Raw genomic sequence first — 14,650 nt, 5'->3', positions numbered from 1 at the left:
ACAGCGCGTGCCAAACGGATACGCCCGACGACCGCTCCCCGTCATTTTCAGGTAACTCTCGTGACAGAGAAAGCCCGAAAATTTCAATAGCTTGGACCACGACTAAATGACACGAAACATCACCCGCAAGCGTCTCATCCTGTCGGCGGTAACCATTGTCGGTGTGCTGGGCGTCTGGCTCCTCTTTCTGCGTCCGCCGGCGAAGCCTGAACTGGTGACGGCGCAGGCGCGAACGGGTGACATCGAAGAGGTGGTGCTGGCGACCGGGGTTCTCGAACCGCTCGAGCTGGTGCGTGTCGGCGCCCAGGCGTCGGGTCGCATTGAGCATCTGGCTGTCAAGATCGGTGACCTCGTCGAGGCGGGCCAATTGGTGGCCGAGATCGATTCCCAGACCCGGCGCAACACCTTGCGGGACCGCGAGGCCGCTTTGGCGAACATCCGCGCTGTTCACGCCGCGCGCCGCGCCGGTCTGGTGAAAGCCGAGAAGGATTTCGAGCGTGAGCGTGACCTGCTGGCAGGTGGTTCCACGCCGCGCGCCCAGTATGACGCCGCGGTTGCGATGCGAGACACCGCGCGGGCTGAGGTCCTGTCGCTGGACGCTCAGGTCGCCCAAGCGCAGGTCGCGCTGGAGTCTGCGGGTATAGAACTGGACTATACGCGCATTACTGCCCCAATCGCCGGCACTGTGGTCGCGATCGTCACTGACGAAGGACAAACCGTGAATGCCCTGCAGACCGCGCCGACCATCGTCATGATCGCGCGATTGGACACAATGACGGTGCGCGCGGATATCTCCGAGGCTGACATCGTGCGTGTCAGGCAGGGCCTGCCGGTCTGGTTCAGCATTCTTGGCGATCCGAAGCGCCGTTTCGATGGGGAGTTGCGACAGGTGGAACCGGCCCCGGCTTCCATCGCCAACGAGAGCAACGCCGCTGCTAGCCGGATTAGCTCAACCAATGGCGCGGTCTATTACACCGGGCTGATCGATGTGGCGAATGCGGACGGGATCCTGCGGCCTTCCATGACGGCCCAGGTGTCCATCGTTTTGAGCCGCGTCAGCGGTGCCGTGCTGGTTCCGCTCAGCGCAGTGGAAGGGGCGCCCCGGGCCGGTGATACGGCGCGTATGCGGATACTGGACGCGGTGGGCGAGGTCCAGATCCGGCAGGTCCAGGTCGGTATCGATAACGGCGCGGACATCCAGATCCTTAGCGGTCTTCAGGCAGGCGAGACCATCGTCCTGGGAGCATCCACGGACGAACGCACGGACGGCCAGGCTCAACTGGCCGCGGCGAAGCGGTAGGGCGCGCTATGACGGAACCACTGATCCGCGTACGTGGGGTATCCCGCGCTTTCCCCGCAGGCGACGAGATGGTGCGGGTGCTGAAAGACGTCGACCTCGACATCGAGGCCGGCGAGATGATGGCCATCATAGGTGCGTCTGGCTCCGGCAAGTCGACGCTGATGAACATCCTTGGCTGCCTCGATCGTCCGACGGACGGCAGCTACTGGATCGAAGGACGCGAGACCTCGAAGATGTCCGTGGACGAACTGGCCGCGCTACGCCGTGAGTGTTTTGGTTTCATCTTCCAGCGTTATCATCTGCTTGGCGATCTCAGCGCGGCCAGCAACGTCGAGGTACCAGCCATTTATGCCGGACGCAGCCGATCCGACCGGCACAAGCGAGCGATCTCCTTGTTGACCCGGCTGGGTCTGGCTGAGCGGACGGGCAATATCCCGGGCAAGCTTTCGGGCGGCCAGCAGCAGCGGGTGTCGATCGCCCGCGCCCTGATGAACGGCGGCGAGATAATTCTGGCCGACGAGCCGACCGGAGCGCTGGATACGCACAGTGGCGCCGAAGTCATGAAGATCCTGCGCGAGCTTCACGCCGAGGGGCACACCATCATTCTCGTCACTCACGACAAGAAGATCGCCGAACACGCGGATCGGGTTGTAGAGATCAGCGACGGCGTTATCATTTCCGACGAGCGCAATATATCCAAATCCGCCGCGACGGCCCGTCCCATCCGCGAGCACGCGCAGGGCGCTGGCTGGCGTGGTGCAATTGACCGGATGGCCGAAGCTTTTCGTATGGCGGGCGCGGCAATATGGGCGCACAAGATGCGCTCGCTTCTGACCATGCTCGGCATCATCATCGGTATCGCCTCAGTGGCGGCTATCTCGGCACTGGGAGCCGGTTCGCAGCAACAAATCCTGAGTAGTATCAGTTCGCTTGGCACCAACACGATCGAGTTGCGGGCCGGTAAAGGCTTCGGCGATCTGGAAGCGGGCAAGATACGGACCCTGGTTCCCGCCGATGCAGAAGCGCTGGTGAACCAGCCCTATGTCGACAGCGTGACACCAGCCGTCACGACGAGCGTAACTGTCAAGCGCGCCGCCGTGGCCGTCAATGCGTCAGTCACCGGCGTTGGCGCCGACTTCTTTCGTGTACGGGGTCTTGAGCTGGCGCATGGACAACTGTTCGACGCCCAGGACGTTACCGCCTACAGCCAGAATGTAGTGATCGATGCAAACGCCGCGCGAGACCTGTTTCCAGACCGGCTAAACCCGGTGGGGCAGGTCATCCTTCTGGGCACAATGCCGGCGAGGGTCGTAGGTGTGACGAAACGGGAAAACTCCTTCGGCCCGGCGGTTGATACGTTGACCGTTTATGCGCCTTACACAACCGTCATGGGCCGCATGCTGGGTCGTCCGAACGTCGACGGCATAACGGTCCGTATCAGAGACGATGTCGACCCGGGCAATGTCGAGGCCGCAGTTTCACGCCTTATCGAGCGTCGGCATGGCGCGAAAGACTTCTTCCTCACCAACTCGGCGACCATTCGCGAGACTATCGAGACCACCACGCAAACCCTGACGCTGCTGATTTCGTCAGTCGCCGTGATCTCGCTGATTGTCGGCGGCATCGGCGTGATGAATATCATGCTGGTTTCCGTGACCGAGCGCACCAGGGAGATCGGCGTTCGTGTGGCCGTTGGCGCGCGCCGCAGCGACATCCTTTCCCAGTTCCTGATCGAGGCCGTCATGGTCTGCCTTGTCGGCGGCTTCATGGGAGTGATGCTCGCCGTCGGGATCAGCGCTCTTTTTAATTTGCTGAGCCCCGACTTCAAAATGATCTTCTCTTCTGGCTCCATCATTGTGGCCTTCGCCTGCTCCACCCTGATCGGAATTGTCTTCGGCTTCCTTCCCGCCCGCAACGCGGCAAAGCTGGACCCGATAGAAGCCTTGGCACGCGAATGATGGCTGGAAAGCATGTGTGATGGCGTAGTGAAGAATAGCAGTGGGCATTGCCGTTATGGAATTCCAATTGGAAATCAGCCTCGCAAGCAGCTGGAGAACTGACTGCTTCTGAGTTCATGGCCTGATGATCGGCGGAGTTCACAGTATGATCGAACGACACTTCTGAATCAAACCGCTGCCTCCGATTCATTTCCTTCCCCGGTCAAGATCCGGGTCGGCACGGTCGCAGCGCGCTGAGACTGTAGCGGGTGCCAAACCGCAGGCAACGGTGGGTCCTTTCGGTTTGCCATAAATCGTCCGCTTTGGGCTGTCATCGAGAAACCTGCAAAGCAGACGTCCGGCGCGACCTGACCTATTGACCAAGATCAGCCCGAAGTGGCCATTTCATCGATCCGGCGCACGTTCGCTAGGCTGAACCGTCAGATAGCTGGTTGGAGTATGGCTGGTAACCACAGCCGGCCCCTCCGGTTCTCCTGGATCGTAAAACAGACGACTGACCAAGTCATAGAGCAGGAAATGGTCCTCATCGACGTGGACGACGGCCACACCTTGAATATCACTCCAATCGCTGGTTCTTATCGGCGTGCCGATAGGCCAGCCGAGCGACCTCATCATAGGTCATGCCAGTGAGCATTTGCAGGACGCGAACCCCACAGCCGTCGTCCCTTGCCAATTGTGAGTGAAAGGGAAATCGAACTTGGCCGGGCTGGCGCAGTGACATGGTTGAACTCCTTCATTCACGAATCTCAGCATATTGCCTCTCGGTTCATGCCCCTTTTTCCTCCAGTCGGAGCAGGCCGAACGTGCAGATCCGCACCCGGCCGACTTTCTCCGTGGTGACGAGGCCCGCTTGCTTCAGGACGCCGACGTGCTTTTTTCATGCCCGTGAGGGTAATGTGGAATTTCTCGGCAAGCTCCGTGATCGAAGCGTTGTGACGTCCAAGCTGCTCCAGGATGCCGCCGGGTGGCCTCCCAAAGCGCGGCGAAAGGGCGGCGAGTCCGCCGCTGTGACTCGATTCCCAGCGAGACGGGCCGATCCGCTCTTGAAAGACATGCGACCTACACTCCGTTCGACCACGCTATGATGGTGCATAGTGGAATGAGAAAGGAGAGCTGGTAGGTGGTATTATCCAGTTAGCTCCCACTCTCCTATGTTTAAATCGTGGACCCGCGGGAGTGTGTTCAGGTCAGCGTGCCGCCATCAACGGTCAGGATGGTTCCGGTGATTTGTCGGGCCGCGCCAGATGCGAGGAAGGCTACCGCAGCCGCGACATCCTCCGGCTCACCGTACCGGCCGAGCGGTATTAGGGCACGCTGGAAATCTCCGAACTCACCCTCGGCCGGGTTCATTTCCGTGTTGGTTGATCCTGGCTGAATGAGATTGACAGTGATGTCACGGGGGCCAAGCTCTCGCGCCAGACCACGGGTAAACGATTGAAATGCCGATTTGGTCATTGAATAAACAGTCGATGGTCCGACAATGCGTTCTGCGCCTGCGGAGCCGATTGTGACGATCCGGCCACCTTTGCCAAGATAAGGCATAGCGGCTTGCGATGCCAGGATCGGGGAGCGAGCGTTGACAGCGAAAAGAGCATCGATCTCGGCAACGGTGAAATCCGCCACATCCTTGTAGATCGCGATAGCCGCATTGTTCACCAAGATGTCGAGGCCGCCCAACGCTTGCGCCGCTTGATCAACCGACCGCTTGACCGCCTCTGGGTCCATGCTATCAGCCTGGATAGCCAACGCCTTGCGGCCTTTGCCTATGATCGTTGCGACAACTTGCGCTGCCCGATCAGCGGCGCGTTCGTACGTGATCGCAACGTCGGCGCCTCGTTCTGCCAGAGCTATCGCTATCGCGGCGCCAATGCCGCGGGACGCTCCGGTCACGAGCGCACGTTTACCTGCTAGTTCACTCATCGATCATTCCTTTCATTATCGATAGGGGAAATGTTCGCCCGGCCGAATTGCGGAGGGCATCGTGCGGCCTGCCGCTGTACGATTATTTTCGGTTCAAGCGATCAGGACCGGCAGACCGCTCAAGCGGCGCTTGTCCATGTCGTCATGCGCTCGGGCTATCTCATTAAACGGATAGCGGGTGGTTTCGAGATCATCGAAAATCCCTGAGCGCAGCGCATCCCATAGCTGGGAAGTTGCGGTTTCGACTGCTGGTCCCCTGACATATTGAGGGGTTCCACCACTACGGACATCTACCCCCCGTCGCACAAGATCGGGGGCCGGCGCTGGCTGACCCGTTGCGGCTCCAATCGCGGCAATCACGCCACCATCCCGGACACTCGACACGCCCAGGGCAAAGGTCGCCCGGCCGACCAAATCATAGACGACGTCGACACCGTCAGGTGCGATCGCACGGATCTTGGCGGCGATGTCTGGCTCGCCAGCGTGGAAGGCATGCGTGGCACCGGCCGCGACCTTGTCGAACTTGTCCGGCGATCCGGCAACGCCGATCACTGTTGCGCCCAGCGACTTTGCCCAGCGAGACAGGATAGCGCCTACGCTTCCCGATGCCCCAAGTACCAGCACCGTCTCGGCGGATTTGAGATCGTGGAGACCACGCATCCCCATCCAGGCCGTCCCGCCCTTCGCCAGGAAGGTCGCCGCAGTCTCGTTCGAGATATCGGCGGGCAGGCGGATGAGCGGCGCTGTCGGAATGATCCTCTCGGTAGCATAGGCGCCTTCCGAAAAGAAGTAAGCGACCCGATCGCCGGCCGACAGCCCTTCGACGCCGGATCCGACTTCGGTAATCGTCCCGGCCGCTTCAAAACCGGGAACCGCAGGCAACGCCATCGGATACTGGCCTTTCCGTATCATCGTATCGACGAAGTTGAGGCCGATCGCGTCTTGAATGAGCCTAACCTCGCCGGCACGTGGCGCGCGCAGGTCTTTCTCGATAACCTGCAAAACCGACGGTCCGCCCGCCGACTGCATTTGAATGAACCTTGTCACAATATTGTCTCCGGGTTTCAGATGGTGCGCGGCGCTCGATTGCAGACGGATGGAGCGCAGCGATGTTCAGTCGAACTTGACGAGATTGAGAGCGGGCAGGGGACCGCCTGGGAACTGAAGCAGCTGGCTGCCGACCGCAAGCCCCCCGAGATCGATCCCGAAGAAGCCGAGGCGATTAACGATGGCGGCGACCTCAGCCTTCGCCCTCATATCGTCGCCTGAGTAAAACAGGACGCGCCTGCCCCCATCCGATTGGGGGTCGCCCGACAGTTGCTTTGGCATCAGATGGTTGAACGCCTTGACGACGCGCGCGCCTGGCACAAGGGCGGTGAAAATATCCGTAGAGGTGCGGCCGCCAAGGTCCGCCGGCCTGTAAAGCGGCGCTTCGATGGAGTTGTTGGCGTCGATTACGATCCTGTCGCCGAAGTTCAAACCGGCGAGCGCGCCAGGTATCTTTGACCACGGGACTGCCACGAGAACGATGGCTTGCGCCGCGGCCTCTTGGACGCTTCCAGCCCGGATTGTGCTTCCAAGTTTTGAAACAAGCGCTGTGAGGCTTTCCGGTCCTCGGCTGTTTGCGATCACGGCTTCGATTCCTGCCTTGCCGAGCGCAGTGGCAAATGCGCCCCCGATATTGCCGGCTCCGATAATTCCAACTGTCATCACCCACTCCTTTACGGTTCGTGAGAACTCTGTCTGCGACGATCGGTTTTCCCGCTACATCCTGGGCCTGATGCCGTTGGCGTTGCAGAAATCCGCTTTTGCTGTTGACTGGAATATGGCTGGCAAATACACGCAGCATAAGTGATAGATGAATTGTTTTAGTTTCAATCAATGCTTGAAGGTTACGTTTTATGGAGACACTGGCAAACCTCGAAGCGTTCGTTCGAAGCGCAGAAGCGAGCAGCTTTTCTGGGGCTGCACGGCGTCTCTCGATCACCCCGGCCGCAGTCAGCCGGAATGTTGCAATGCTGGAACGCAACCTCGGTATACGGCTGTTTCACCGCTCAACGCGGAAGTTGACCCTGACCGAGGCGGGGGAGTCGTTTCTGGCAAGCATAGGGGACAGCCTGAACCACCTTCAGGGGGCAATCGACGGGGCATCACAAACGAAGGGCGAGCCCGTCGGCGTTTTGAAGCTCAGCATGAGTTTGTCGTTCGCCATGGGATACGTTCTCCCTGCACTGCCCGACTTTCTGGCCCGTTATCCGGGCGTCAGACCTGACTGGCATTTCGACAGCCGCAAGGTCGATCTTATCGCCGAGGGTTTCGACGCCGCGATCGGCGGTGGTTTCGAACTCAATCCTGGCATCGTTTCCACGACGCTCGCACCCGTGCACGTTATCGCGGTCGCATCGCCCAGCTATTTTGCTGCACGTCGCCGGCCGGCTAGCCCTGCCGATCTGGCCGATCATGCCGGAATCTTGATGCGGTCCTCGAATTCGGGCCGGATCAGGCAGTGGATGATGCGGGACGCTCAAGGACGTGAAGAGCGCGCGCTCCTCAACGAGACGATTGTGATGAGCGACGCCGCGCCCATGGTGCAGGCGGCAATCGCGGGGTTGGGCATTGCATTGTTGGCCGTACCCGATGTGCTGCCGCATATGGAAAGTGGCGCGCTCGAACGTATCCTTCCGAAGTGGTATGCCGATGCCGGATCTATCTCGCTCTACTACTCTGGCCGAGTGCTCCAACCGCTAAAAACACGCGCTTTCATCGACTTCTATACTGAATATTTCCGTCGCGAGCGCCTCAGTGCCCGGTTTGCAGGCAGTCTCGGCTAATGTCCACACGTTCCGTTAGCTTCTTTGAAAACCGTGGTCGTTTGACTGCATCGAATATCCCATATTCAACACATGCTTGAAGATGATCCAACCGATATGATGCTAATATTCTAAGACAGGGATGGGCAAATATATCACTCCACAGACACGTAAATGGAGTGAAAAAATGACTGAATTAACCTCGTCTCGATATCTTCCACTGAGCGGAAAGATCGCACTTGTCACCGGTGGATCGCGATCTATCGGCGCATCAATCGCCCAGCGTCTCGCAGCGGATGGCGCTCAGGTTGCCTTCACCTATCGTGGATCACCTGCGAAGGCTGAGGAAGTTGCTGTTGCCATAGAAAAAACGGGCGCGCGCGCGCTGGCTATTGCCGCGGATGCCGCTGATCCGGACGCGATACGCGCTGCCGTTGCCGCGACGGTCGATAAGTTCGGCGGCCTCGACATTTTGGTGAACAATGCCGGTATTGCCTTTGCCGGTCCGATCGACGAAATCGCCTTCAATGACTATCAGGCAATGCTCGCAATCAACGTAACTGGCGTTTTCGTTGCCACGCAGGAGGCCGTACGCCATATGAAGGATGGCGGCCGGATCATACATATTGGCAGTTCAATCACGAAATATGCCGGGGTGCCTGGGCTGTCAGCATACGGCCTCACCAAAGGGGCCGTCGCCGGTTTCAACCGGAGTTTGGCTCATGACCTCGGGCCACGCGGCATCACAGTCAACACGGTGCATCCAGGCCCAACCGACACTGACATGAACCCTGTTGATGGCGAGTTTGCCGCTATGCAAATCTCGCGTATCGCGGCGGGCCGCTATGGAAAGCCCCAGGAAATTGCGAGCGTGGTCGCATTCCTTGCAAGTCCGGAAGCCTCGTTTGTAACAGGTGCCGACATCCGGGCCGATGGTGGTTTCACATCCTGAAAATGCCGGGGCGAAATGCAAAATTCGCTTCGCCAGCCGCAGCGATTTCGACGCCTCACCAACAATCAACGGCTCAAGGCGGGCTTGACCGACACGGTTGCAAGACGCCGTCGCGGCTCGGCACGATCAAAAACAAGGGGTCGCCTTCGGTAGTTTCACCGTTGCGATCTCGATCTGGAATGCGTGCGCAGCGCCGCCGTTCAAGCCCAAAACCGCACCGTTTCACATGAACTCGTATTCGCGCGCGCATCGGAACCGGACAATAATCACGTATCATCGACGGTGATCGAGGATGTTTTCCAGCCCTTTATCCCAGTAGGGTTGATTGCCGAACCGATTGACAAGCCAGTCGATGAACACTCTCACTTTCGGTGCCAGTTCGCGAGAACTTGGATACAGCGCCCAAAGCGTCTGGGTTGAGATCAGCGGATACTTCGGAAGGACCGGCACCAGCGCGCCGGACTGTAGCTCTTCCGATGCGCACCACGTGGCCATCAGCGCAATGCCCAGCCCGGCGGAAGCGGCATCGCGCACTGCAGTGCCGTCATTGATGCGGAGACTCGGAATAACACGTCGTTCGATCACCACCGAACCTTCCCCTCGAAATGTCCAAAGATCCAGCGTGCCGACGACGAGGCAGGTATGTTCCGCCAGGTCGTCGGGCGTGCTGGGCCGGCCGTGTTTTTCGAGATATTCGGGCGACGCGACCAGCACCCGATTGTCGGGAGCAAGCCGCCGAGCGACAAAGGATGAATTGCTGAGCTCGGTATAACGAACCGCTACATCGAAGGCACCCTCGACCAGATCAACGATGCTGTCCGAAATGCGCAAATCAAGTGCCAAGTCGGGATATTGCCTGCAGAAGTCGGCCAGACCCGGCACAATATGCATTCGCGCGAACGAGGCGGGGGCCGCTATTCGTAATGTGCCGCGAGGCGCCGCCTGCTGTCGCCCAAGTGCCGCTCGGGCGGCCTCCGCAGCGACGACAATATGTTCCGCATGCGGCAGGAACGCTAGACCGTCTTCAGTCAAAGTTGCTTGCCGTGTGGTGCGATGGACGAGCCTTGCACTGAGTTTTCGCTCGAGAACCAGCAGTTTGGCGCTAGCGCCAGCAGGCGTCAGACCTAAGTCGCGAGCTGCGGCACTGATGCTGCGCAGTTGAGCAATCCGTACGAAGAGATTTAATTCGTCCACGTCCATTAGCCAACTTTCAAATTTTTTTTGAAGGTGATCCTTAATCTTGGCCGCTACCGAAAGCAATCGCGATAAATCACATAGGAGCTATCGAAACGGCGGCGGACGCTTCGAGGCCGGGAATGCTCCGACGGCGGAGCATGTTGCTCGTCCCACGCCGACGCCGGCGACCAGAATCATTACCTTCGATAGAAGAGGAGCCTGAAATGAAAGCGATGTCACTCAAATCCTTTGGCGGTCCAGAAGCCTTTGATCTCGTCGAAGTTCCAAAGCCTCTTCCGAAGGCGGGGCAGGTTTTGGTACGGGTCCATGCCACATCGATCAATCCCCTCGACTACCAAGTTCGGCGAGGCGACTATCGCGACCTGGTGCCGTTGCCGGCAATTACCGGTCATGACGTATCGGGCGTTGTCGAAGCTACCGGTCCGGGGGTAACAATGTTCGCTCCAGGGGACGAGGTCTGGTACACGCCACAGATCTTCGACGGGCCAGGCAGTTATGCCGAATACCACGTTGCCAACGAAAACATCATCGGGCGCAAACCCTGCTCGCTGACCCATCTTGAGGCTGCGAGCCTCAGCCTGGTTGGCGGAACCGCCTGGGAAGCGCTTGTTTCGCGTGCTGCCCTGAGGGTGGGAGAAAGCATATTGATCCATGGCGGCGCGGGAGGGGTAGGGCATGTGGCTATCCAAGTTGCGAAAGCCATCGGAGCAAAGGTCTACACGACCGTCCGCGAAGAAAACTTCGAGTTTGCGCGAAGTGTCGGAGCTGACGTCGTCATTGATTACAGGAAAGAGGATTATGTCGCCGCCATCATGCGGGAGACGGAAGGCCTCGGAGTAGACGTCGTGTTTGACACCCTCGGAGGTGAAACATTGTCCCAAAGCCCGAAGGCGCTCGCACAACTCGGTCGCGTCGTCTCGATCGTGGACATCGCACAGCCGCAGAATCTCATTGAGGCATGGGGCAAGAATGCGAGCTACCACTTCGTCTTCACGAGGCAGAACCAAGGCAAGCTCAACGAACTGAGCATTTTGGTGGAACGCGGTCAACTGAGGCCGCACGTGGGAGCCGTCTATTCGCTCGCCGACCTTCCGCTTGCCCATGCACTGCTCGAGAAACCAAACAACGGTTTGCGCGGTAAGATCGCGATTGCCATTGACCCGCAGGCCGACACAAAGGTGCAATCATGATTTATGAGATCGCTATGCTGCCTGTCCAAAAGGACAAGATCAGCGAGTTCAGGCAAGCGTTCGGAGACGTTGTTCCTCTGCTCACGCGTGCGCGGGGTTATCGCGGTCATGTCCTCGCCCAGGGGATCGAAACGCCGGAGGTATTCAATCTGATCGTGCGATGGCGGTCGCTTGACGATCATACTGCGGGTTTCGAAGCAAGCGAAGATCACGAGCCGTTCATGGGAGGCATACAGGAATACTTGTCCGGGGAACCGAGGGTCTATCATCTCGAGGGCGACAACACCGGCTGGCGTGACTATCGTCGTGGAAAAAGCGGCGCGGGTTAGAGCGCACAACGGCAAGGGTTCCGCTAATAGCAACGCCGGGTTTCTCTGACGCCGACTTCCGCGATGCCGCCATGTCCCTATTCTGACAACAACCACCAGGAGATCGTGACATGCCTGCAGTCCTAGTCCACGGCGTACCCGACACCCACCGGCTCTGGGACACCGTTCGCTCTCATCTTGAGCGCAGTGACATCATCACGATCGATCTTCCCGGCTTTGGTAATCCGTTGCCGACGGATTTCAGGTCAACAAAGGAAGAGTATCTCGACTGGCTGATCAACCGGCTCGATGAGATCGGCGAACCCGTAGATCTGGTCGGTCATGACTGGGGCTGCCTGCTGACAGGCCGTCTGACGTCGATCCGGCCGGATCTGGTGCGGACCTGGACCGGCATCAGTGGGCCGATTGATCCGGAATATCCGTGGCACTATCTCGCCAAGATCTGGCAGACGCCAGGTGAGGGCGAGCAATGGATGAAGGATCTCGACCTCGAGGAATTTGCGGCGAAACTCGTTGAGGCGCAGATGCCGAAAGATGCGGCGGATGAATCGGTTCGGCATCTCGATGCCACTATGCGGGCAAGCATTCTCGCACTTTACCGTTCCGCAATCGAGGTCGGGGCGCAGTGGAAACCGGGTCTGAGCAGCATAACCGCGCCAGCGCTGGTGATCTGGGGCCTGGACGATCCGTTTCTGCCGCACCGCTTCGCCGACGAGCTCGGCAATGCCACACACGCACGCGCCGTCGTGAAGCTCCGCGCCTCGCATTGGCCGATGATAGAGCGTCCGGCCGATGTCGCGCGCGAACTCGAGGCCCATTGGACACACGCTTAACTCCCTACGCTTGCGTCACTTGGGCTCAACCCACGCAGCCGCAACGTGAACGGCAATGCTTGGACACTCGCTATGCGCCCAAGCATTTGTCCGGAAACGAAACCATGTGACGCAGCAAGGCTAGCATTGCAGGCTGCATCAGACAGGAGCACGCCTACATGACCAATTCACCAAACTCCCGGATCGGCGTCGGCATCGTCGGCGCCAGTCCCGATCGAGGCTGGGGCGGAATTGCGCACGTCCCGGCACTGCGGGCGCTCGATGCGTTCCAGATCCGCGCCGTCAGCACGACGCGTATGGAAAGTGCGAACGCGACCGCTAGCCGACTGGGCGCTGATCTCGCCTTTGACACACATCAGGCACTGGTCGTGCGGCCGGAGGTCGACTTGGTCGTGGTAGCGGTCAAGGTGCCGGATCACAAGCAGATCGTTTCCGACGCGCTCGCCGCGGGCAAGATGGTCTATTGCGAATGGCCGCTCGCGCGAATTCTATCGGAAGTCGAAGCGCTGGAGGGGCTTGCCCGCGAACGGCGGCTGCGCACGGTTATCGGTTTGCAGGGCGGCCTGCACCCGCCGATCCGCTACCTCCGCTACCTCGTCCGGCAGGGCGTGATTGGCATGCCGCTCAGCACGAGCATCCGCGCGCGTCTGAACGACGACATGTGGGTCGGCCGATACGGCCCGCCATTTGAATACATGGCTCGCGCAGAGAATGGCGCGACGCTTCAAAGCATCATGCTCGGCCACGCGCTCCAACCACTGGCGCACGTACTCGGCGCATTCGAGAGCCTGTCCGCCATCGTCGCCAATCAGCGCGGCGACGGCGTCCGCCTCTCGGATGGCTCGTCCCTCCCGAAGGATGCGCCGGACGAGATCATCGTCGCCGGCGTTCTCGAAGGCGGGATCGTCACTTCGCTGCATTACAGTGCCGGACAGTCCGCCGGCTTGGTGTGGGAGATCCAGGGTACGGAAGGCAGTCTGCGCGTGGAGACGGCGTCGGGCTACATCCACTTCGGTGATATGACCATCACGTTGCGCCGCGGCAGCGAACCTGTCCAGCAGCTACAGGTCCCAACAGCATACGCGGATCCCGACCTGCAACTCGAAGCGCCCGCCGCGGGTGTCGCCCGGCTCTACGCCCAACTCGCCGCCGACCTCCGCGACGGAACCGCAGATGCGCCAGACTTCGCGGTCGCGCTCGATCGTCACCGGGTGCTCGAGGCGATCACACAGGCCAATTTAACGGGTCATCGCCAGCATCTGTCCCTCAGCGATATAGGCAACCCCAATCCCTAAAAACCCAAGAAGGGCTCTAGCTCGCGCGCTGTCGCTCATCTCTGCGCGTGCAACCGAAAGGCCGAGCAACCGCGTAAGCATCCGGCCTGCTTTCGCAGTACGCTCCAGGTCGACGTGTTGGACGCCCCGGCAATGCAATCGAAGTCTGACTTCGGTACAGTTGTGTGGTCGGGTTCCAGCGTGTGTCCGGCGTTAGAAAGCGGCTTCAACACGTCGCGGGCCTTTATGGAATACGAAGATCAGATCCAATTGAGCCACCGTTTTCCGATATTGTGGCTTCGACCAGATCCGGTTTACATAATGGGGCGCATCATTGGTGAGAGGCTGGGCGCAAACGTCTCCGCTCGAGCCTCACACCGAATTTGGAACTAGTCTCGGCGTCTCTCTCTTCTCATACGCTCATGCTGCCGGCGTGCATCTTCTGCCATGATCTGGCTTAGCCTTGCTGACTCAAGGGTCCGTAGTTGCGCGTCGTCACGACGCTGCTGCTGCTGGAGCATGCATGCGGTATGAGACGATGATCCGTATCGTGCGCCCATTCCCGAGCAGGTGTCGAGATCGGCGTAGCGTTCCTGTTCCGGTGTCTGGCAACCGGTCAGGATAAGGAGGCCTGCGAACATTGTTCCGGCAAACAGGCGTCGGATGACGATGTGAACTTGGGAGGCTTTGCTCATTTGATGTACCTTCTTTTTAGACAAGTCATTCAATTGCGAGAGCGAAGCGCGATCCCGCCAAAGTGATATGGAATCTCACAGTTACGCAGAAATTACGTGATTCCGGACCAAGCTGGCTTTCACGGTTGACCCCGACGCGACGTCATAGTTCAGGCAGTGTGTCGATATTGTTTGAGTGTGGTGGCCCGCGAT

Annotated in this window: 11 protein-coding genes and 2 pseudogenes; 8 read left to right on the top strand and 5 right to left on the bottom strand. The window is 59.5% G+C overall.

Features of this window, described 5'->3' with window-relative positions:
* Positions 1–106: 106 nt before the first annotated feature.
* Together MRBLRC7O_RS24150 and MRBLRC7O_RS24145 are read left to right on the top strand one after the other, a co-directional pair.
* Positions 107–1,300 (top strand): efflux RND transporter periplasmic adaptor subunit, encoded by a 1,194-nt coding sequence (locus MRBLRC7O_RS24150; RefSeq protein WP_111797026.1) that lies wholly within the window; start codon positions 107–109, stop codon positions 1,298–1,300.
* Between the two features lie 8 nt (positions 1,301–1,308).
* Positions 1,309–3,258: a MacB family efflux pump subunit gene (locus MRBLRC7O_RS24145; RefSeq protein ID WP_111797025.1), complete on the top strand. Its 1,950-nt coding sequence runs from the start codon at positions 1,309–1,311 to the stop codon at positions 3,256–3,258.
* Positions 3,259–4,027: 769 nt separating this feature from the next.
* Here MRBLRC7O_RS24145 and MRBLRC7O_RS24140 read toward each other — a convergent pair.
* From MRBLRC7O_RS24140 to MRBLRC7O_RS24125, 4 genes and pseudogenes are all read right to left on the bottom strand, one after another.
* A pseudogene (locus MRBLRC7O_RS24140) lies at positions 4,028–4,281 on the bottom strand (helix-turn-helix domain-containing protein); the annotation flags it as partial.
* Positions 4,282–4,440: 159 nt separating this feature from the next.
* Entirely contained in the window at positions 4,441–5,178 is a 738-nt protein-coding gene (locus tag MRBLRC7O_RS24135; protein WP_367727721.1) for an SDR family NAD(P)-dependent oxidoreductase, read from the bottom strand.
* A 93-nt stretch (positions 5,179–5,271) separates the two neighbouring features.
* Positions 5,272–6,225, bottom strand: a complete 954-nt coding sequence (locus tag MRBLRC7O_RS24130) for a zinc-binding dehydrogenase (RefSeq protein WP_223569082.1) — start codon at positions 6,223–6,225, stop codon at positions 5,272–5,274.
* A 66-nt stretch (positions 6,226–6,291) separates the two neighbouring features.
* A pseudogene (locus MRBLRC7O_RS24125) lies at positions 6,292–6,900 on the bottom strand (NADPH-dependent F420 reductase); the annotation flags it as partial.
* 179 nt (positions 6,901–7,079) lie between these two features.
* Between MRBLRC7O_RS24125 and MRBLRC7O_RS24120 the strand changes: the two are divergent.
* Both MRBLRC7O_RS24120 and MRBLRC7O_RS24115 read left to right on the top strand, forming a co-directional pair.
* Entirely contained in the window at positions 7,080–8,009 is a 930-nt protein-coding gene (locus MRBLRC7O_RS24120) for a LysR family transcriptional regulator (protein WP_060726520.1), read from the top strand.
* Positions 8,010–8,175: 166 nt separating this feature from the next.
* Complete coding sequence (locus tag MRBLRC7O_RS24115; RefSeq protein ID WP_111797022.1) at positions 8,176–8,940, top strand: 3-oxoacyl-ACP reductase family protein; 765 nt, start codon at positions 8,176–8,178, stop codon at positions 8,938–8,940.
* A gap of 273 nt (positions 8,941–9,213) precedes the next feature.
* Here MRBLRC7O_RS24115 and MRBLRC7O_RS24110 read toward each other — a convergent pair whose 3' ends face one another.
* Entirely contained in the window at positions 9,214–10,140 is a 927-nt protein-coding gene (locus MRBLRC7O_RS24110; RefSeq protein WP_111797021.1) for a LysR family transcriptional regulator, read from the bottom strand.
* A gap of 200 nt (positions 10,141–10,340) precedes the next feature.
* On the opposite strand from MRBLRC7O_RS24110, the gene MRBLRC7O_RS24105 reads away from it, so the two are divergent.
* The 4 genes from MRBLRC7O_RS24105 (at position 10,341) to MRBLRC7O_RS24090 (ending at position 13,784) form a co-directional block, all read left to right on the top strand.
* Positions 10,341–11,327, top strand: a complete 987-nt coding sequence (locus MRBLRC7O_RS24105) for a zinc-dependent alcohol dehydrogenase family protein (protein ID WP_111797020.1) — start codon at positions 10,341–10,343, stop codon at positions 11,325–11,327.
* Positions 11,324–11,656 (top strand): antibiotic biosynthesis monooxygenase family protein, encoded by a 333-nt coding sequence (locus MRBLRC7O_RS24100; protein WP_111797019.1) that lies wholly within the window; start codon positions 11,324–11,326, stop codon positions 11,654–11,656. The genes MRBLRC7O_RS24105 and MRBLRC7O_RS24100 overlap by 4 nt, the downstream gene beginning before the upstream one ends.
* Positions 11,657–11,766: 110 nt before the next feature.
* Positions 11,767–12,489 (top strand): alpha/beta fold hydrolase, encoded by a 723-nt coding sequence (locus MRBLRC7O_RS24095; RefSeq protein WP_111797018.1) that lies wholly within the window; start codon positions 11,767–11,769, stop codon positions 12,487–12,489.
* A gap of 158 nt (positions 12,490–12,647) precedes the next feature.
* Positions 12,648–13,784, top strand: a complete 1,137-nt coding sequence (locus tag MRBLRC7O_RS24090) for a Gfo/Idh/MocA family protein (RefSeq protein WP_112495476.1) — start codon at positions 12,648–12,650, stop codon at positions 13,782–13,784.
* The last annotated feature ends 866 nt before the right edge of the window (positions 13,785–14,650 follow it).

Source organism: Agrobacterium radiobacter (assembly GCF_040801995.1).
GTDB classification, from domain to species: Bacteria; Pseudomonadota; Alphaproteobacteria; order Rhizobiales; family Rhizobiaceae; genus Agrobacterium; species Agrobacterium radiobacter.
The sequence above is the reverse complement of the archived record's forward strand: the minus strand, read 5'-3'. Positions and strand labels throughout refer to the sequence as shown.

What these genes read in the sequence shown, in the direction of transcription:
- MRBLRC7O_RS24150 (WP_111797026.1), top strand. Translation starts at nt 107, where the DNA reads ATGACACGAAACATCACCCGCAAGCGTCTCATCCTGTCGGCGGTAACC.
- MRBLRC7O_RS24145 (WP_111797025.1), top strand. Translation starts at nt 1,309, where the DNA reads ATGACGGAACCACTGATCCGCGTACGTGGGGTATCCCGCGCTTTCCCC.
- MRBLRC7O_RS24135 (WP_367727721.1), bottom strand. Translation starts at nt 5,178, where the DNA reads ATGAGTGAACTAGCAGGTAAACGTGCGCTCGTGACCGGAGCGTCCCGC.
- MRBLRC7O_RS24120 (WP_060726520.1), top strand. Translation starts at nt 7,080, where the DNA reads ATGGAGACACTGGCAAACCTCGAAGCGTTCGTTCGAAGCGCAGAAGCG.
- MRBLRC7O_RS24115 (WP_111797022.1), top strand. Translation starts at nt 8,176, where the DNA reads ATGACTGAATTAACCTCGTCTCGATATCTTCCACTGAGCGGAAAGATC.
- MRBLRC7O_RS24110 (WP_111797021.1), bottom strand. Translation starts at nt 10,140, where the DNA reads ATGGACGTGGACGAATTAAATCTCTTCGTACGGATTGCTCAACTGCGC.
- MRBLRC7O_RS24105 (WP_111797020.1), top strand. Translation starts at nt 10,341, where the DNA reads ATGAAAGCGATGTCACTCAAATCCTTTGGCGGTCCAGAAGCCTTTGAT.
- MRBLRC7O_RS24100 (WP_111797019.1), top strand. Translation starts at nt 11,324, where the DNA reads ATGATTTATGAGATCGCTATGCTGCCTGTCCAAAAGGACAAGATCAGC.
- MRBLRC7O_RS24095 (WP_111797018.1), top strand. Translation starts at nt 11,767, where the DNA reads ATGCCTGCAGTCCTAGTCCACGGCGTACCCGACACCCACCGGCTCTGG.
- MRBLRC7O_RS24090 (WP_112495476.1), top strand. Translation starts at nt 12,648, where the DNA reads ATGACCAATTCACCAAACTCCCGGATCGGCGTCGGCATCGTCGGCGCC.